Origin of the sequence: Pseudomonas sp. B3G-3, from assembly GCF_028640915.1 — a bacterium.
GTDB classification, from domain to species: domain Bacteria; phylum Pseudomonadota; class Gammaproteobacteria; order Pseudomonadales; family Pseudomonadaceae; genus Aquipseudomonas; species Aquipseudomonas chlororaphis_I.
In genome coordinates this window covers 20,775-38,187 of sequence record NZ_JAQZAB010000114.1, presented here as the reverse complement: position 1 = coordinate 38,187, position 17,413 = coordinate 20,775, and the positions used below count along the sequence as shown (strand labels likewise).

Sequence of the window (17,413 nt, the reverse complement as noted above, 5' to 3'; positions counted from 1 at the left end):
ACGAATTATCCTCGGATGGCCCAGAAGGCCAGGTTCAGGCCCGGGAACTGGCCGGCAATGTGAAAGGCGAATCCCCCTGAGTTGGCCAACTGTTTCCAGTGCTCGCTGCCACGGTCCAGTTCGAAATAGCTCGAGCCGGCGTGATAGGGAATCTGCCGCGGCGCCACGGGCATGGACAGCAAGGCGATGCCCGGCAACTGCAGGTTGACCAGGTCGCGGATGTGCTCCACCGAGCCGATCTTGGCCTGCTGGGGGAAATGCGTGCGCAGGGTTTCGGCCGGTACCTCGGCCCGCACCACCAGGACGAAGCTGGCCATTTCCAGCAAGCTCTTGTCGGCCAGCATCGCCACATGCACGCCGTAGGATTTCTCGACGATGGGAATCGGCGTGGCGCGGGTATCGATGACCATCGACAAGGCTTGCCGCAGATCGTGCATCACCGGGGCGAAACTGCTCGCCAGGTCGTCGTGGGCATAGGCCGGGTAGTCGCTGGGGCGACGCCCGGCGGCGGAAAAGGTGGCGAACTCCCCCGCCAGGCAGACCGCCTCGCGATAGAAGTCCTGCGGGTGCAAGGGGCTCAACCGGGCCAGGTGGCTGAGCAGGGGCTCGGCGCGATTGACCAGTTGCAGCAGCAGAAAGTCGGCGATCTCCGAGGCACCGCCGGCCCCCGAGGCCACCACCCTTCCTGCCAGGGCCTCGCCGCGCTGGTGCAACAGCCCTTGCAGCTCGCTGCGAAAGGCCGCCAGCACGCCGGAGGCGGCCACATCGAGCAGCGGCGCAATATAGTCGTCGTCCAGCTGCACGGCATTGTCCGCGCGTTTTTCCAGGACCCGGATCAAACCGAGGCAGGCATATTCGCCGAGGCCGTCGCGCTCGGTCAGCAGGCGCAGGGCTTTGCCGCCGATCGCCAGCGACGCGCGGCTCTCGAAGGCGGCGTTGTCATCGCGTACTTCCCGCACCTGGCTGATATAGCGCGCACCGCCCGGTGCCTCGCCCTCCCCCACGGTGTCGCGGCTGCCGGCACGCTTGAGCGGCAAGCCCAGGAAGACCTGCGCATCGCGCAGGTTGTCGTTCACGTTCAGTGGCGGCGGCGGCAGATCGTCGCCGGGAATGTCGAAAGGCGTGCCATCGGGTAGCACCCCGCGCGCGCTGACAATCGCCACCTTGCCCTGGCTGAGCAGGGACTCGTCGATGCGCAGCTCGGAGAACCCCCAGCCCCCCGCGCTCAACGGGCGGCAACGGCCATCGATCAGGGCTTCCATGTAGCGATCATGCTGCTGGAGATGCTGCGGCCGCAGAAACATTCCTTCGGACCACACCACACGGTTATTCCAGGACATGGGCTGGCTTCCTCGACAGGACTAATTCGCAGGTTTCGTGGCTGCCGCGCTGATCGCCCTGGCCTTCAGGGAAACCGTCAATGGCGTGGTTTCATTGCTCGGGATACTGACCATCTGGCGCCACACGGCGCTGTCCAGTTCACGGTAGGACACCACCAGGCCGAGCAAACGGCTCTGCTCGTCGAGCGTGCGCTCCAGGGTCAGCCGTTGACCCGGCTGGATGAGCAATTCGTCCTGCGCCACCAGGTCCGCGGACAAGGTCGCGCCGGTGGCATTCACCAGGGAGAAATAGTCGGCGCGACTGAAAGCTCCGCCGCTCTTCAACTCGTACAAACGCACCCGCACCGGCGTCGCCTGGCCGCCCGCCGAAAGATTCAGATCGGCAGCAGCCTGGATATGCATGACAACGACAGTAGGCGTAGGGGGCGGCGGCGGACTCGAAGCACAGGCAGCCAGCAGTACTGCTGTTGCGAACAACAAGAACTTTGGCATGTCGTCGTCCTCACTGACATTTATTATTCCAAATCGAAACTACCGATAGCCAAACAAGATCAACTCACTATTTAATAGCCATTAGCCTTTATCCAACTAACCGATGGCACTCAGCCTTTTCGCAACTTGGTATTTTGTTCTTCATAGGCTCGACTGAATTCACGCCCGAACAAATCCTCGAAATCATCTTCGGCCTCCCTGGAAATGCTCGCATAGAGTTCCGTGAACAACTCCCAGTATTGCGCTTGACGCCTACCGGGCAGCAAAGCGCCAATAGCCGAAGGTTGACTTAAACGCGCTTCTAGTACCGCGGGCTGAAAACGCTGGAGCAGGTGTTTGATCGAGGCTTGTACGCCCGCCATGACGGCCAGTTGATGCGCTTTCAGGTCGTCGAAGCTTTCCTTGATCGCCTGGTCGGCCGGCATGAAGGCCTGGTTGCCGGAACGCAGCAATAACAGCAGCGCCTCATCGACATTGGGGGCGAATTTGAGGGGGTTGTTCTCCACCGGGCGGATCATGGTCTGGGCCATGCGGAACTCACCCTTGAGGCTGGCACGGGCGCGCAGCACCTCGATCAACCCCTCGACCATATGCCGGTAGCTGCGGCCGATGGCCTCCATTTGCGCGCGGGTTTCGCCTCTGTCGATACGCAATTGCTCGAGCCCCGCGCCCCTGAGAAAGGCTTCCAGCACCTGTTCATTGTCGCCCCCGATTGCCGGCGCCGCAGGCGCAACCGCGGCCCGTTGCACGGCCGGTTCGGGTGCGCTGCTGGCAATATTTTCCGATACCGCTGGCAATGGTTGCGGCTGGGCTTGCGCAGGGGGCGGCGCCACCGGCGCCGGGCCCGCACCCAGCTCGGTGAAGGGGTCCCAATCCGCCGGAATCGCCGGTGCCGCGCCGGTTTCGCTGGCCGGGGGGGCGCTGGCGCGTTGTGGCTCGGGCGGGCGGAAATCATGGCGTTCGGGCGGCACGTGGTCGGCCAGGGCCGGAGGGGGGACAGCCGGGGACGCGAGAAAATCGAACAGGTCGGGCTTGGTGTCCAGGGGCGAACCGCCCGCGTGGATCTGCACTCTGCTGGGGGGCGCCGCCGCGGCGGGAATCTCGCCCGGCGCCTGGCGCTTGATCAGCGCATCGAAGCCGGTAAAGGGATCGCTCGTCCCGGGTGCGCCGCTGACGATCTGCGGGGCGCCGTTGATCTGCACCAGGATGTCGTACTCGCCGACGCGCAGCAGTTCGCCGTCGCGCAAGGGTTCGCTGTTGCCGCGGTGCATGCGCACGCCGGCATTCATCAGCTGTACGCCATTGGTACTGGTGTCGGTCAGGTAGTAGGTGCCGTCACGCAGTTGAATGACGCAGTGCTGGCCGGACACCAGGCGCTCCGGGTCTGGAAGTACCCAGTCGTTCTCGGGGTTGCGACCGATTTTCAGCTCACCGCGATCAAGCTCGAACTCCGCCCGTTGGCCGGGAGTCAGCTTGTGATAACTGGTGATTGTCAAACGCAGCGGCATTAGAACTCCTTGTACGGTATTGCTCAATAACAACAGCTCGGGCATGCCAGCGAGTGCAAAGCGAGTATAGCCCCCTAAAAGATTTCCGTGCCCTCAAAGTTCCTGCGCTTATATTCGCTTTTTTCAAATAAGCCCTATAACAAAAGAAACTAAAAGAACCACCACCCACCACCTATCTTCAAACATCACAAGGTTCCCCCCATTGGTCGGAGAGTTTCTTGACAACAATTGAACTGGGCTAAAACTTCAGTTCAATTATTGAATCCAGAAATGACCAAAAAGTGGGTCTGGATAGAACACGCATCTGCAGGAAAGGGATTTTGTCGTGCGCTCGCCCTGACCGGGCGCCGATTGCCGGGCCGATATGGAGATCACGTCCGTGATGGATGTACAGCGTTTGTTGGAAACCATTTCCCCTGACTCCCCCTGTGGCGGCGACCTCGAGTACGACGCCGCCTTTCTCGAGCTTGAACGCGCGGCGCAAGGCCAGCCCGAACGGCAGATGGGCGATGCCGTGCTACCCGCCACACCGCCGGAATGGCGCCAGGTCCGCGACCTCTGCGTCGAGCTGTTCACGCGCAGCAAAGACCTGCGCATCGCCAACTACTTCCTGCAAAGCGCCATTGCCCTGCAAGGCCTGCCCGGCCTGGTGCAAGGGTTACAGCTGATCCAGCAGTTGCTCGCGCAGTATTGGGACGACCTGCATCCCAAGCTGGATGCAGAAGATGGCAATGACCCCACTTTCCGGATCAACGCCCTCGCCGGCCTCAACGCCGAGCCGGTCATTCGCCTGCTCTGGGGCATGCCGCTGATCAGCTCGCGGGCCTTTGGCAACGTCGGCCTGCGGGCCGCGCTGAATGCCGCCGGCTTGCAGCGCTTCGCCAGTGAAAGCCTCAGCCCGGACCAGCTCGGCGCGGCCTTTCAGGACTGCGCGGGCGAACAGCTCGAGGCCTGCCGCGCCGCCCTGAACGATGCCCATGGCACGCTGTTGACCATAGAGCGCGAGGTCAACGAACGGGTCGGCTCCAACCACGGCGCGGACCTGGGCACGATCAAGCAACTGCTTCGGCATGCGGTGCAAATCATCGCCGAGCACGCCCCGCAGCCGGGCGTTTCCAGCGCTGTCGCGCAGGCCGGCGAGCCTGTCGATGCAGCCACGTCCACGGCCCCCAGCGCCGCCGCGCCGCGCATCGCGGGCGAGATCGGCAACCGTGACGATGTGCTGCGCAGCCTCGACCGCATCCTCGGTTACTACGTCAGGCACGAGCCCTCAAGCCCGGTGCCCGTGCTCTTGAGCCGCGCCAAGAGCCTGGTCAGCGCGGATTTCGCCACCATCGTGAGCAACCTGATTCCGGACGGTTTTTCCCAGTTCGAAAAATTGCGCGGGCCTGAAGGTGAACAGTCCGAGTGAAAACGCTTAACCGACGCCCATCCAACACAGCCGCCTAGGCAGCGCAGGAGGAAAAATGGCTAACACCAGCAGCCAGAAATTCATCGCCCGTAACCGTGCTCCCCGGGTGCAGATCGAGTACGACGTAGAGCTTTACGGTGCGGAGAAGAAGGTGCAATTGCCCTTCGTCATGGGGGTGATGGCCGACCTTGTCGGCAAGCCCGCCGAACCGCTGCCGGCAGTGGCCGACCGCAAGTTCCTGGAGATCGATGTCGACAACTTCGACTCGCGGCTCAAGGCGATGAAACCGCGGGTGGCGTTCAACGTGCCCAATGCCCTGACCGGCGAAGGCAACCTGAGCCTGGACATCACGTTCGAGAGCATGGACGACTTCAGCCCGGCCGCGGTGGCGCGCAAGGTCGATGCCCTCAACCAACTGCTCGAAGCCCGCACCCAGCTGGCCAATCTGCTGACCTACATGGACGGCAAGACCGGCGCCGAGGACATGATCATGAAGGCGATCAAGGACCCGGCGCTGTTGCAGGCATTGGCCAGCGCGCCGAAACCGACCGAACCCGAGCCGCAAGCCTGACAGAGGACGCAGACCATGGCCGAATTGATGAAAGACCCGCAGGCCCAGGCAGACGCCGCGATCGAACAACCGAGCGACTTCGCCGCCCTGCTCCTGCAAGAGTTCAAACCCAAGACCGAGCACGCCCGCGAGGCGGTGGAAAGCGCCGTGCGCACCCTGGCCGAACAGGCCCTGAGCAAGACCGAGCTGATCTCCAACGACGCGATCAAATCCATCGAATCGATCATCGCCGCAATCGACGCCAAGCTCACCGCGCAGGTCAACCTGATCATGCATCACGCCGACTTCCAGCAACTGGAAAGCGCCTGGCGCGGCCTGCACTACCTGGTCAACAACACGGAAACCGACGAGCAGCTGAAGATCCGCGTGATGAGCATCGCCAAGGGCGACCTGCACAAGACCCTGAAGAAGTTCAAGGGTACCGCCTGGGACCAGAGCCCGATCTTCAAGAAAATGTACGAAGAGGAATACGGCCAGTTCGGCGGCGAGCCGTTCGGCTGCCTGGTGGGCGATTACTACTTCGACCAGTCGTCGCCGGACGTCGAGCTGCTCGGCGAGCTGGCCAAGGTCTGCGCGGCGATGCATGCGCCGTTCATCAGCGCGGCCTCGCCGACGGTGATGGGCATGGGCTCCTGGCAGGAGCTGTCCAACCCGCGCGACCTGACCAAGATCTTCACCACGCCGGAATACGCGGCCTGGCGCTCGCTGCGCGATTCCGAGGATTCGCGCTACATCGGCCTGACCATGCCGCGTTTCCTCGCCCGCCTGCCCTACGGCGCCAAGACCGACCCGGTGGATGCCTTCGCCTTCGAGGAAGAAACCAACGGCGCCGACAGTTCCAAGTACACCTGGGCCAACTCGGCCTATGCGATGGCGGTGAACATCAACCGCTCGTTCAAGCTCTATGGCTGGTGCTCGCGGATTCGCGGCGTGGAGTCCGGCGGCGAGGTGCCGAACCTGCCGACGCACACCTTCCCGACCGACGACGGTGGCGTGGACATGAAGTGCCCGACCGAAATCGCCATCGCCGACCGGCGCGAGGCGGAGCTGGCGAAGAACGGTTTCATGCCGCTGCTGCACAAGAAGAACACCGACCTCGCCGCCTTCATCGGCGCGCAATCGCTGCAGAAGCCGGCCGAGTATGACGACCCCGACGCCACCGCCAACGCCAACCTGGCGGCACGCCTGCCCTACCTGTTCGCCACCTGCCGCTTCGCCCATTACCTGAAGTGCATCGTTCGCGACAAGATCGGCTCGTTCAAGGAAAAGGACGACATGCAGCGCTGGCTGCAGAACTGGATTCTCAATTACGTGGACGGCGACCCGGCCCACTCCACCGAAACCACCAAGGCCCAGCACCCCTTGGCCGCGGCGGAGGTGGTGGTCGAAGAGGTCGAGGGCAATCCCGGTTACTACAGCTCGAAGTTCTACCTGCGCCCGCATTACCAGCTCGAAGGGCTCACGGTATCGCTGCGGCTGGTATCCAAGCTTCCATCCGCCAAGGCGGTTTGATCCATCCCCGGTGGCACTCGCCGTGGTGGCGGGTGCACTGCAACACAGCGTGGCCAATCGCTGGAGCACAGTGGTGTAGACCACTCAAGGAGGCATGATGGCTGTTGATATGTTTATCAAGATCGGCGACGTCAAGGGCGAGTCCCAGGACAAGAACCACAAGGAGGAGATCGACGTGCTTTCCTGGAGCTGGGCCATGGCCCAGTCCGGCAACATGCATGTGGGCGGTGGCGGCGGTGCCGGCAAGGTCAATATCCACGACCTGACGTTGACCAAGTGGGTGGATAAATCCTCCCCCAACCTGATGATGGCCTGCTCCAGCGGCAAGCATTACGACGAGGCCAAGCTGACGGTGCGCAAGGCCGGCGGCGACGATCCGGTCGAGTACCTGACCATCACCCTCAAGGAGGTCCTGGTGTCCTCGATCGGCACCGGCGGCAGTGGCGGCGCGGATCGCCTGACCGAAAACATCGCGCTGAATTTCGGCCAGGTGCTGGTCGACTACCAACCGCAGAAGCAGGACGGTTCCAAGGACGGCGGCCCGGTCAAGTACGGCTGGAATATCCGCCAAAACGTCAAGGTGTGACGCCAGCCACCCTGCAGCCCTGCCGCAGGGTGCTCGGCTTGTACCAGGGGCCACGGCGCAACAGGAGGTTCGATGATGGCCAGACCCGCGTTCATCAATCTGTGGAACAACTACCCGACTGAAAGCCAGCCTTGCGATGGCGGTTGGGAAAATCAATGCGCGATCCGCATGAGCATTACGCTCAACGCCGAGCGAAGCATCCTCGTGGATGGCCACACCTATTCGGAACCGCGCTGCAGCCACGGCCACGCCCGCGGCGCCGAGTCGCTGGCGAACTGGCTGTGGCGCCAGCATCTGGGCCGGCCGAGCATCTTTACCGATGCGGCCAAGGCCAAGCTGCAGCTCAACGAGAAGAACGGGATCATTTTTTTCAAGGATTGCTTTACCCGCAGTGGCGAGAGTCGCGCGGCCGGCGACCATATCGACCTGTGGAGCCGCGGTTTCACCAAGACCTACGACGACCCGGCCAACCACTCCGCCCAGGTGTGGTTCTGGGAGCTGTCATGAGTCAGCGCCGGTTTCGCCTTATGGTCGCGGGCTTGGCGGGTCTGATTTTGCCCGCCTGCGCGCAGAATCCGGCCGACAGCGCCACCCAGGCGCGCTTCCTGGCCCGGGACCTGCTGCTGGAAGAGCGCAATGGCAACTGTCGCGTGCTGGTCCCGCAGCAACCCGGCATCGACCTGAGCCTGAAATGGCCTTGCCAGTTCCACCGTGACCCCAGCGGCACGCTGCGCACCAAGCAGGTGGGGACACGCCAGGTGATCTTGGTGGAAAGCAGCGAACAACTGCCCTCGCCCAGTCGGGATTGCCGCACCGAGATCCAAGCGCTACGCAGCGGCTCCGATCAGACTCTGGAAGCCTCGTCGGCGGTGAGCCGGGTGACGGCCTGCCCGCCTTTCCAGTGGGATGAGAAAATGTTTATCGGCCTGTTCGACCCCGACGCTTGACCGCACGCCAGGGCTCGGCTCGAAGCCTGCGAACAAGGAGATGGCAATGAACGCCGAACAGCCGATGGGTGCAGGTCAGTTGGGCGGCGCCTTGCGGGCCCTGCGGGATCAACTGCGCAGCCTCGGCTGCGCCGACAGGGATAACTGAAAATGGCCGAGCTGACCCTGCAAGAACGCCTGCAACCCTCGTTGCTCGATCGCCTGACCGACGATGATCCGCACAACCCGAAAGAAGCCGCCGAGCGCCGCGTCATGTCGCTGACCCAGCTCAAAGCGTGTGTGCTGCGCGATCTGGCCTGGCTGTTCAACACCTGCGTGCTGTTCGATCCGGAGCAGGCCGCGCAGATGCCGGCGGGCAACTCGGTGCTGAATTTCGGCCTGCCGCCCCTGGCCGGACATACCGCCTCGAGTGTCGATGTACAGGCCATCGAAGCCTTGTTCAGCGACACCATCGCCACCTTTGAGCCGCGTATCCTCAAAGGCTCGTTGAAGGTTCGCGCGCGACTCGACGGCAATGACATGAGTCACAACGCCCTGAGCTTCGAGATCGAGGGCGATCTGTGGGCCGAGCCGGTGCCCCTGCGCCTGCTGCTCAGCACCGCCCTCGACCTGGAAACCGGGCACGTCAAGGTGACGCCGGCCGAGCCCGCCAGGAGACGCCAATGAACCCGCGCATGCTCGAGTATTACAACCAGGAGCTGCAGCATATCCGCGAGAGCGCCGCCGAGTTCGCCCAGGAGTTCCCCAAGATCGCCAGCCGCCTGACCCTGTCCGGCATCGAATGCGCCGATCCCTATGTCGAGCGTCTGCTGGAGGGCTTCGCCTACCTGAGCGCGCGGGTCCACCTGAAGCTGGACGCCGAATACCCGACCTTCACCCACAATCTGCTGGAAATCGCCTACCCCCATTACCTGGCGCCAACGCCTTCGGTGGTGGTGGTCCAGCTGGTCGCCGACCCCAACGAGGGCTCACTGACCAGCGGCTTCAGGGTCGAACGCCAGGCCGCCCTGCGTGGCCAGCTGGGCCATGGCGAGCAGACCGCCTGCGAATACCGCAGCGCCCATGCGGTGACGCTGTGGCCATTGCAGGTCGGCCATGCCGAATACTTCGGCAACCCGGCGGCGACCCTCGGCCGCCTGGCCGCCAGCGAACCCAGGGCCAAGGCCGGGCTGCGCCTGCGCTTGCGCTGTGGTGCCGGGTTGCCGTTCAACGCCCTGGCGCTGGACAGCCTGCCGCTCTACCTCAATGGCGCCGACGAGCAACCTTTTCGTCTGTACGAGCAGTTGCTCGGCAATGCCTGTGCCGTGTTTATCAAGAGCGTCGACGGCGACTGGGCCGAGCGCTTGCCTGTGGAGAGCCTCAAACCCCGCGGCTTCGACGATCAGGACGCGGTGCTGCCGGTGGTGCCCCGGGCCTTCCAGGGGTATCGCCTGCTGCAGGAATATTTCGCCCTGCCCAACCGCTTCCTGTTCGTCGACTTCACCGGGCTGAGCGCCGGTGTGCAGCGCTGCGGCAGCCAGGAACTGGAGTTGGTGGTGCTGTTCGATCGCCTCGACAGCACCCTGGAAGGCACGGTGTCGGCGGCCCAGTTCGTGCCCTTCTGCACGCCGGCGGTGAACCTGTTTCCACGCCGCGCCGATCGCATTCACCTGAGCGAGCGGGTGCATGAGCACCAGGTGATCGCCGACCGCACCCGGCCACTGGATTTCGAGATCCATTCCCTGACCCAGGTCACCGGCCATGGCAGCGGCCCCGAGCAGCCGTTCCAGCCGTTCTATGCGATCCGCGACCCGCTGCGTTATGGCCGCGAGCAGGCCTACTACATCGTCCGCCGCGAGCCGCGTCGCCTGTCCAGCCAGCAACGGCGCCGCGGGCCCCGCTCGACCTATATCGGCAGCGAAACCTTCGTCTCGCTGGTGGATGTCAACCAGGCGCCCTATCGCCACGACTTGCGCCAGCTCGGCCTCAGCGCCCTGTGCACCAACCGCGACCTGCCGTTGCTGATGCCAGTGGGGACCGGCAAAAGCGATTTCACCCTGGAAGACAGCGCCCCGGTGCTGGCCGTGCGCTGCCTGGCCGGGCCAAGCCGGCCACGGCCGAGCCGCGCGCACGATGCCAGCGCCTGGCGGCTGATCAGCCAGCTATCGCTGAACTACCTGTCGCTGAGCGAACAGGGCCAGGGGGCCGCGGCGCTGCGCGAATTGCTGCGCCTGTACGGCGACCCCGGCGATTCGGCGCTGCAGTTGCAGATCGAAGGCCTGCGCCAGGTGCGCAGCACGCCCTGCACCCGCCGGTTGCCGATGCCGGGGCCGATCGTGTTTGGCCGTGGCCTGGAGATCAGCCTGGAGTTCGACGAAAACGCCTTCCGCGGCACCGGCGTGTACCTGCTGGGCGCGGTGTTCGAGCGTTTCCTGGCCCGTTACGTGTCGATCAACAGCTTCACCGAAACCGTGCTGCGCACCACCGAGCGCGGCGAAATCATGCGATGGCAGGCGCACCCCGGATGTCGACCGAACCTCTGAAACCGCTGCACAGCATCGATCGGATGGCCGACGAGCCCTGGGCCTACGACTTCTTCCAGGCGCTGCGGCGCATCGAGTGCGAGGCCAGCGACCGGCCGCGCATCGGCCATTCCCTGCGCTTGCACGACGACCCGCTGCGCCTGGGGCAGAGACCCGACTGCGGCTTTGCCCCCTCGACCCTGGCCAGTATCGAGGCCGACCCCGAGGGCGCCGCGCCGCGCATCGAGCAGTTCTTTTTCGGCCTGACCGGGCCCAACGGCCCGCTGCCGCTGCACCTGACCGAATACGCCCGCGATCGCCAGCGCAACAGCGGCGACGCCAGCTTCACGCGCTTTCTCGACGTGTTCAATCACCGCTTGCTGTGCCTGTTCTACCGCGCCTGGGCCGAGGCGCGGCCGACCGTCAGCCACGACCGCCCCGACCACGACTATTGGTCGATGCGCCTGGCCGCACTGTCCGGACGGGGCATGACCAGCCTGCTCGGCCAGGGCCCGATCGCCGACTCGGCGCGCTACCACTTCACCGGCCACCTGGCGGCACAGACCCGCTACCCGGACGGCTTGCGTGCGATCCTGGAAGACTATTTCGGCGTGCCGGTGAGCATCGAGGAATACGTCGGCCAGTGGCTGGAGTTGCCGCAGCGCAGCCAGCTGGGCGTGGCGCTGTGCTCGCTCGGCAGCGACCTGAGCCTGGGCACCCACGTCTGGGATCGCCAGCATAAATTCCGCATCCGCCTGGGGCCTTTGAGCCTTGCGCAATACCAACGCCTGCTGCCCGGCCAGGACAGCTTCGGCGAACTGGCCGCCTGGGTCGCCGAGTACCAGGGCGAGGAGCTGGATTGGGAAGTCAATCTGCTGCTACAGCGCGCGCAAGTGCCGCGCATCGATCTCGACGGCCAGACCCGCCTGGGCTTCGACACCTGGCTCGGCAGCCCGCCGACGGATGCCGACGACCTGCTGCTGGTCCGCGAATACGCCAGCCATACCACCCCCTCAAGGAGCCGCGATCATGAGTGAGATCAGCCGCGTCGCGCTGTTCGGCAAGTTGAACAGCCCGGCCTACAAGGCCATCGAAGCCGCCACCGTGTTCTGCAAGCTGCGCGGCAACCCCTATGTGGAACTGGTGCATTGGCTGCACCAGTTCCTGCAATTGCAGGACAGCGACCTGCACCGCCTGGTCCGCCAGTTCAATCTCGACCCGGCGCGCCTGTCCAGGGATATCACCGACGCCCTGGACCGCCTGCCGCGCGGTTCGACCTCGATCACCGACCTGTCCGGGCAGGTCGAGGAAGCTGTGGAGCGCGGCTGGGTCTATGGCAGTCTGCTGTTCGGCGAGAGCCAGGTACGCAGCGCCCACCTGATCGTCGGCATGCTCAAGACACCGAGCCTGCGCCACGCACTCGCGGCCCTCTCCCGCGAGTTCGACAAGATCAAGGTGGAGCACCTGATCGAGCGTTTCGACGAATACCTCGGCGACTCGCCGGAAAACGGCCTGGCCGCCAGCGACGGTTTCAACGCTGGCGCCACGCCGGGCGAAGCGAGCGGCGCCATGGCGCCCAGTGCGCTGGGCAAGCAGGAGGCGCTCAAGCGCTTTACCGTAGACCTCACCGAACAGGCCCGCAGCGGTAAGCTCGACCCCATAGTCGGGCGCGACGAGGAGATTCGCCAACTGGTCGACATCCTCATGCGCCGCCGGCAGAACAACCCCATCCTCACCGGCGAAGCCGGGGTCGGCAAGACCGCGGTGGTCGAGGGCTTCGCCCTGCGTATCGTCGCCGGCGACGTGCCGCCGAGCCTCAGGGACGTCGAACTGCGCAGCCTGGACGTCGGCCTGTTGCAGGCCGGCGCGAGCATGAAGGGCGAGTTCGAGCAACGCCTGCGCCAGGTCATCGAGGATGTGCAGGCCTCGCCCAAGCCGATCATCCTGTTTATCGACGAGGCCCATACCCTGGTCGGCGCCGGCGGCGCGGCCGGTACCGGCGATGCCGCCAACCTGCTCAAGCCGGCCTTGGCCCGTGGCACCCTGCGCACCGTGGCGGCAACCACCTGGGCCGAATACAAAAAGCACATCGAGAAGGACCCGGCCCTGACCCGGCGCTTCCAGGTGGTGCAGGTCGACGAGCCGTCCGAGGCCAAGGCGATCCTGATGATGCGCGGCGTCGCCTCGACCATGGAGCAGCACCACAAGGTGCAGATCCTCGACGAGGCGCTGGAGGCCTCGGTCAAGCTGTCGCACCGTTATATTCCGGCCCGGCAGCTGCCGGACAAGTCGGTGAGCCTGCTCGACACCGCCTGCGCGCGGGTCGCCATCAGCCTGCATGCGGTGCCGGCCGAAGTGGACGACAGCCGCCGACGCATCGAGGCGCTGAGCACCGAGCAGGCGATCATTGGCCGCGAGCAGGCCATCGGCATCGCCATCGGTACTCGCCAGCAGGAGGTCGAGGCGGCCCTCGGCGAGGAACGCCAACGCCTGGCGACCCTGGAGAGTCGCTGGAGCGAAGAGAAAGCCCTGGTCGATGAACTGCTGGCGACCCGCGCCACCCTGCGCGCCGCCGCCGAGCCGCTGGACGACACCAGCGACGAGGCCGGTGCGCCATCGCCGCGCCTGGATGAAGCCGAACGCACGGCATTGCGCGACAAGCTCGGCGAGCTGCAGAGCCGCCTCGCCACCTTGCAGGGCGAAAGCCCGTTGATTCTGCCCACCGTGGATTACCAGGCGGTGGCGGCGGTGGTCGCCGACTGGACCGGCATCCCGGTCGGGCGCATGGCGCGCAACGAAATCGACACCGTGCTCAGGCTCGACGAGCACATGAAAAAACGCATCATCGGCCAGGACCATGCCCTGGCGATGATCGCCAAGCGCATCCAGACCTCGCGCGCCGGGCTGGACAACCCAAGCAAACCGATTGGCGTATTCCTCCTCGCCGGCACCTCGGGCGTGGGCAAGACCGAGACCGCCCTGGCCCTGGCCGAAGCCCTGTACGGCGGCGAGCAGAACATCATCACCATCAACATGAGCGAGTTCCAGGAGGCGCACACCGTCTCCACCCTCAAGGGCGCCCCGCCCGGCTATGTCGGTTACGGCGAAGGCGGCGTGCTGACCGAGGCGGTGCGGCGCAAACCCTACAGCGTGGTGTTGCTGGACGAGGTGGAAAAAGCCCATCCGGACGTGCACGAAATCTTCTTCCAGGTGTTCGACAAGGGAGTGATGGAGGACGGCGAAGGCCGCCTGATCGATTTCAAGAACTGCCTGATCCTGCTCACCACCAACGCCGGCACCGAGATGATCGCCAGCCTGTGCCGCGACCCGCGACGGCTGCCCGATCCCGATGCCATCGCCAAGGCGCTGCGCGAGCCGTTGCTCCAGGTCTTCCCGCCGGCGCTGCTCGGGCGCCTGGTGACCGTCCCCTACTACCCGCTGAGCGACGAGATGCTCAAGGCCATCACCCGCCTGCAACTGGAGCGGATCAAGCAGCGCGTGGAAAGCGGACACAAGGTGCCCTTCGCCTACGACGACAGCGTGGTCGACCTGATCGTCTCGCGCTGCACCGAGATCGAGAGCGGCGGACGGATGATCGACGCCATCCTGACCAATACCCTGTTGCCGGACATGAGCCGGGAATTTCTCACCCGCATGCTCGAGGGCAAGCCGCTGGCGGGCGTGCGCATCAGCCAGCGGGACAATGCGCTGCACTACGCATTCGACCCGCATGACTGACGCCCCAACGCGAGCCAGAGGAAGCCGTTTATGGCAATCACGCAAAGCAATCGCCTGGTGCAGGTCGACAGCCCCCTCGGCGGCGAGGTCCTGCTGTTGCAGAGCATGGAAGGCAGCGAGGAGCTGGGGCGATTGTTCCATTACGAACTGGACCTCACGTCCGAAGACCGGGCGATCAAGTTCGACCAGCTGCTGGGCAAGCCGATGGGCCTGACCCTGGAGCTGCACGGCGGCGGCAAACGCTATTTCCACGGGATTGCCTGCGGCTGCCGGCAACTGACCGGCCACGGCCAGTTCGCCGGTTATCGGGTCAGCCTGCGGCCCTGGTTCTGGCTGCTCACACGCACCTCGGACTGCCGGATTTTCCAGAACAAGACGGTGCCGGACATCATCAAGCAGGTGTTCCGCGACCTCGGTTTCTCCGATTTCGAAGACAACCTGAGCGGCAGTTACCGCGAGTGGGAATACTGCGTGCAATACCGCGAAACCAGCTTCGACTTCATCAGCCGGCTGATGGAGCAGGAAGGCATCTACTACTACTTCCGCCATGAGAAAGCGCGGCATGTCCTGGTGCTGGCCGACGCCTACGGCGCACACTCGACGGTGGCAGACTACGCTTCGGTGCCCTTCTTCCCGCCCGATCAGCAGATGCGCGAGCGCGACCACTTCTACGACTGGCAACTGGCGCGGGAAGTCCAGCCGGGCTCGCTGGCGTTGAACGACTACGACTTCCAGCGCCCCGGCGCCAGCCTCGAAGTGCGCTCCAGCGTCTCGCGCAGCCACAGCAACGGCGACCATCCGCTCTACGACTACCCGGGCGAATACGTACAGAGCAAGGATGGCGAGCATTACGCACGCACCCGCATCCAGGCGATTCACAGCCAGTTCGAGCGCGTGCAGTTGCGCGGTCGGGCGCGTGGCCTGGGCTGCGGGCATCTGTTCAAGCTGACCGGCTACGACCGCGCCGACCAGAATCGCGAATACCTGGTGGTGGTCGCCCGCTATCAGATCCGCCAGGAGCTTTATGAAAGCGGGCAGCTGGACCTGGCCGAGCAGTTCATCAGCGAACTGGACTGCATGGATGCCGGCCAGGCCTTCCGCCCCCTGCCCCTGACGCCCCTGCCGATTGTCCGCGGGCCGCAGACCGCCAGGGTGGTAGGCCCCGCCGGCGAGGAGATCTGGACCGACCAGTATGGCCGGGTCAAGGTGCATTTCTATTGGGATCGCCACGACCAATCCAACGAAAACAGCTCCTGCTGGATGCGCGTGTCGCAGGCCTGGGCCGGCAAGAACTGGGGGTCGGTACAGATCCCGCGGATCGGCCAGGAAGTGATCGTCAGTTTCCTCGAAGGCGACCCGGATCGCCCGATCATCACCGGCCGCGTCTACAACGCCGAGCAGACCGTGCCCTACGAGCTGCCGGCCAATGCCACCCAGAGCGGGGTGAAAAGCCGCTCGAGCAAGGAAGGCTCGCCAGCCAACTTCAATGAAATCCGCATGGAGGACAAAAAGGGCGCGGAGCAGCTGTTCATCCATGCCGAGAAAAACCAGGACATCGAGGTCGAGAACGACGAGACCCACTGGGTCGGCCACGACCGCAGCAAGACCATCGACAACGACGAGACCGTGCACGTCAAACACGACCGCACCGAAACCGTCGACAACAACGAAACCATCACCATCGGCGTGGACCGCAAGGAAAAGGTCGGCAATAACGAGACCATCTCCATCGGTGTGAACCGTACCGAGGATGTCGGCAGCGACGAGAAAATCACCATCGGCGCCAACCGCACCGAGGACGTTGGCAACAACGAGACCATCACCATAGGCGCGGACCGCAGGGAAAAGGTCGGTGCCAACGAAACCATCACCATCGTCAGCAACCGCACCGAGGACGTGGGCGGCAACGAGACCATCGGCATCACCGGCAACCGCAACGAAACGGTCAAGGGCAACGAAGGTATCGAGATCAACGGCAACCAGAGTACCCAGATCGGCCAGAACGAATCCCGCGACGTTAACCAGAACCGCACCACCAACATCCAGCAGAACGACAGCCTGGACGTCGGCAAGAACTTCTCCCTCACCGCCGGCGACTCCATCACCCTGACCACGGGCGCGGCCAGCATCACCATGAAGAAGGACGGCACCATCATGATTCGCGGCAAGGACATCACCATCGACGGCTCCGGCGCCATCAACATCAAGGCCAACAGGAACGTTGTGGTCAAAGGCCAGAAGATCCTGCAGAACTAGGGCCTGTTTTTAACGCAGCATGGCCCGCGTAGCGCCGAAGGCGCCCAGCGCGCAGCCACTTTTCGTACAGAGCCAGCACAGTGGAGGTGTGTATATGACGATTCAGCACCCGCTACCCATACAGGCCCGCATCGACGCAGTGGTCATCGGCACCCTGCTCGAGCTGCCGCACGCCAGCGCGCCCAGGGTCGTTTACCCGGGTTGCCCGGATGCCAGCGGCGTCGTTGCCCGCTGCACCGCTCTGCTGGGGCCTGCGGATATCGGCGGCCAGGTTGCGCTGATGTTCGAAGGCGGCGACCCGGCTTGCCCCTTGGTGATCGGCCGCCTGCTCGGCGCGGACGCCCCGCCCGAGCCAGTCGCCAGCGTGCGGCTGGACGAGCATTGCCTGGAACTGAGCGCCGAACGCGAGATCGTGCTGCGTTGCGGCAAGGCCAGCATCACCCTGACCCGCGCGGGCAAAGTGATCATCCAGGGCGCCTACCTGTCCAGCCGCTCCAGCGGGGTCAACCGCATCAAGGGCGGTTCGGTGCAGATCAACTAGACAGGTATCC

The 17,413-nt window shown here is 64.5% G+C and carries 15 protein-coding genes; 12 read left to right on the top strand and 3 right to left on the bottom strand.

Annotation, left to right across the window (positions count from 1 at the left end; genetic code table 11):
• Positions 1-5: 5 nt before the first annotated feature.
• The 3 genes from tssK to tagH all read right to left on the bottom strand — a co-directional run bounded on the left by tssK (position 6) and on the right by tagH (position 3,340).
• Positions 6-1,340 carry a type VI secretion system baseplate subunit TssK gene (tssK, locus tag PVZ80_RS20020; RefSeq protein WP_009049562.1) on the bottom strand — a complete coding sequence of 445 codons (1,335 nt, stop codon included), beginning with the start codon at positions 1,338-1,340 and terminating at the stop codon, positions 6-8.
• 21 nt (positions 1,341-1,361) lie between these two features.
• A complete protein-coding gene (tssJ, locus tag PVZ80_RS20015) occupies positions 1,362-1,832 on the bottom strand; it encodes a type VI secretion system lipoprotein TssJ (protein WP_273864458.1) in 471 nt (156 codons plus the stop codon).
• 110 nt (positions 1,833-1,942) lie between these two features.
• Positions 1,943-3,340, bottom strand: coding sequence for a type VI secretion system-associated FHA domain protein TagH (gene tagH / locus PVZ80_RS20010; protein ID WP_135007112.1), 1,398 nt, complete (start codon positions 3,338-3,340; stop codon positions 1,943-1,945).
• A 382-nt stretch (positions 3,341-3,722) separates the two neighbouring features.
• Here tagH and tssA point away from each other — a divergent pair, with 382 nt between their 5' ends.
• The 12 genes from tssA (at position 3,723) to PVZ80_RS19950 (ending at position 17,403) form a co-directional block, all read left to right on the top strand.
• Positions 3,723-4,751 carry a type VI secretion system protein TssA gene (gene tssA / locus PVZ80_RS20005; RefSeq protein WP_037005791.1) on the top strand — a complete coding sequence of 343 codons (1,029 nt, stop codon included), beginning with the start codon at positions 3,723-3,725 and terminating at the stop codon, positions 4,749-4,751.
• Between the two features lie 55 nt (positions 4,752-4,806).
• Positions 4,807-5,322: a type VI secretion system contractile sheath small subunit gene (tssB, locus tag PVZ80_RS20000; RefSeq protein WP_009049566.1), complete on the top strand. Its 516-nt coding sequence runs from the start codon at positions 4,807-4,809 to the stop codon at positions 5,320-5,322.
• A gap of 15 nt (positions 5,323-5,337) precedes the next feature.
• A complete protein-coding gene (tssC, locus tag PVZ80_RS19995) occupies positions 5,338-6,834 on the top strand; it encodes a type VI secretion system contractile sheath large subunit (protein ID WP_009049567.1) in 1,497 nt (498 codons plus the stop codon).
• A gap of 97 nt (positions 6,835-6,931) precedes the next feature.
• Entirely contained in the window at positions 6,932-7,420 is a 489-nt protein-coding gene (locus PVZ80_RS19990; protein ID WP_009044340.1) for an Hcp family type VI secretion system effector, read from the top strand.
• Between the two features lie 75 nt (positions 7,421-7,495).
• On the top strand, positions 7,496-7,927 hold the full coding sequence (locus PVZ80_RS19985; protein ID WP_028682143.1) for a type VI secretion system amidase effector protein Tae4: 432 nt from the start codon (positions 7,496-7,498) through the stop codon (positions 7,925-7,927).
• On the top strand, positions 7,924-8,367 hold the full coding sequence (locus tag PVZ80_RS19980) for a hypothetical protein (protein WP_053269330.1): 444 nt from the start codon (positions 7,924-7,926) through the stop codon (positions 8,365-8,367). The genes PVZ80_RS19985 and PVZ80_RS19980 overlap by 4 nt, the downstream gene beginning before the upstream one ends.
• Positions 8,368-8,517: 150 nt before the next feature.
• The gene (tssE, locus tag PVZ80_RS19975) at positions 8,518-9,033 is read left to right on the top strand and encodes a type VI secretion system baseplate subunit TssE (RefSeq protein WP_009044342.1); all 516 of its coding nucleotides are present in this window, start codon (positions 8,518-8,520) and stop codon (positions 9,031-9,033) included.
• Complete coding sequence (gene tssF, locus PVZ80_RS19970; RefSeq protein ID WP_009049570.1) at positions 9,030-10,889, top strand: type VI secretion system baseplate subunit TssF; 1,860 nt, start codon at positions 9,030-9,032, stop codon at positions 10,887-10,889. The genes tssE and tssF overlap by 4 nt, the downstream gene beginning before the upstream one ends.
• Entirely contained in the window at positions 10,871-11,905 is a 1,035-nt protein-coding gene (gene tssG / locus PVZ80_RS19965; RefSeq protein WP_009049571.1) for a type VI secretion system baseplate subunit TssG, read from the top strand. Before tssF ends, tssG begins: the two co-directional genes overlap by 19 nt.
• Complete coding sequence (gene tssH, locus PVZ80_RS19960; RefSeq protein ID WP_273864457.1) at positions 11,898-14,606, top strand: type VI secretion system ATPase TssH; 2,709 nt, start codon at positions 11,898-11,900, stop codon at positions 14,604-14,606. Before tssG ends, tssH begins: the two co-directional genes overlap by 8 nt.
• 30 nt (positions 14,607-14,636) lie before the next feature.
• Positions 14,637-16,862 (top strand): type VI secretion system Vgr family protein, encoded by a 2,226-nt coding sequence (locus tag PVZ80_RS19955; RefSeq protein WP_016703062.1) that lies wholly within the window; start codon positions 14,637-14,639, stop codon positions 16,860-16,862.
• Between the two features lie 94 nt (positions 16,863-16,956).
• Positions 16,957-17,403, top strand: a complete 447-nt coding sequence (locus PVZ80_RS19950) for a DUF6484 domain-containing protein (RefSeq protein ID WP_016703063.1) — start codon at positions 16,957-16,959, stop codon at positions 17,401-17,403.
• The last annotated feature ends 10 nt before the right edge of the window (positions 17,404-17,413 follow it).

Coding starts and splice junctions, on each gene's coding strand:
- tssK (WP_009049562.1), bottom strand. CDS start 1,340: ATGTCCTGGAATAACCGTGTGGTGTGGTCCGAAGGAATGTTTCTGCGG.
- tssJ (WP_273864458.1), bottom strand. CDS start 1,832: ATGCCAAAGTTCTTGTTGTTCGCAACAGCAGTACTGCTGGCTGCCTGT.
- tagH (WP_135007112.1), bottom strand. CDS start 3,340: ATGCCGCTGCGTTTGACAATCACCAGTTATCACAAGCTGACTCCCGGC.
- tssA (WP_037005791.1), top strand. CDS start 3,723: ATGGATGTACAGCGTTTGTTGGAAACCATTTCCCCTGACTCCCCCTGT.
- tssB (WP_009049566.1), top strand. CDS start 4,807: ATGGCTAACACCAGCAGCCAGAAATTCATCGCCCGTAACCGTGCTCCC.
- tssC (WP_009049567.1), top strand. CDS start 5,338: ATGGCCGAATTGATGAAAGACCCGCAGGCCCAGGCAGACGCCGCGATC.
- PVZ80_RS19990 (WP_009044340.1), top strand. CDS start 6,932: ATGGCTGTTGATATGTTTATCAAGATCGGCGACGTCAAGGGCGAGTCC.
- PVZ80_RS19985 (WP_028682143.1), top strand. CDS start 7,496: ATGGCCAGACCCGCGTTCATCAATCTGTGGAACAACTACCCGACTGAA.
- PVZ80_RS19980 (WP_053269330.1), top strand. CDS start 7,924: ATGAGTCAGCGCCGGTTTCGCCTTATGGTCGCGGGCTTGGCGGGTCTG.
- tssE (WP_009044342.1), top strand. CDS start 8,518: ATGGCCGAGCTGACCCTGCAAGAACGCCTGCAACCCTCGTTGCTCGAT.
- tssF (WP_009049570.1), top strand. CDS start 9,030: ATGAACCCGCGCATGCTCGAGTATTACAACCAGGAGCTGCAGCATATC.
- tssG (WP_009049571.1), top strand. CDS start 10,871: ATGTCGACCGAACCTCTGAAACCGCTGCACAGCATCGATCGGATGGCC.
- tssH (WP_273864457.1), top strand. CDS start 11,898: ATGAGTGAGATCAGCCGCGTCGCGCTGTTCGGCAAGTTGAACAGCCCG.
- PVZ80_RS19955 (WP_016703062.1), top strand. CDS start 14,637: ATGGCAATCACGCAAAGCAATCGCCTGGTGCAGGTCGACAGCCCCCTC.
- PVZ80_RS19950 (WP_016703063.1), top strand. CDS start 16,957: ATGACGATTCAGCACCCGCTACCCATACAGGCCCGCATCGACGCAGTG.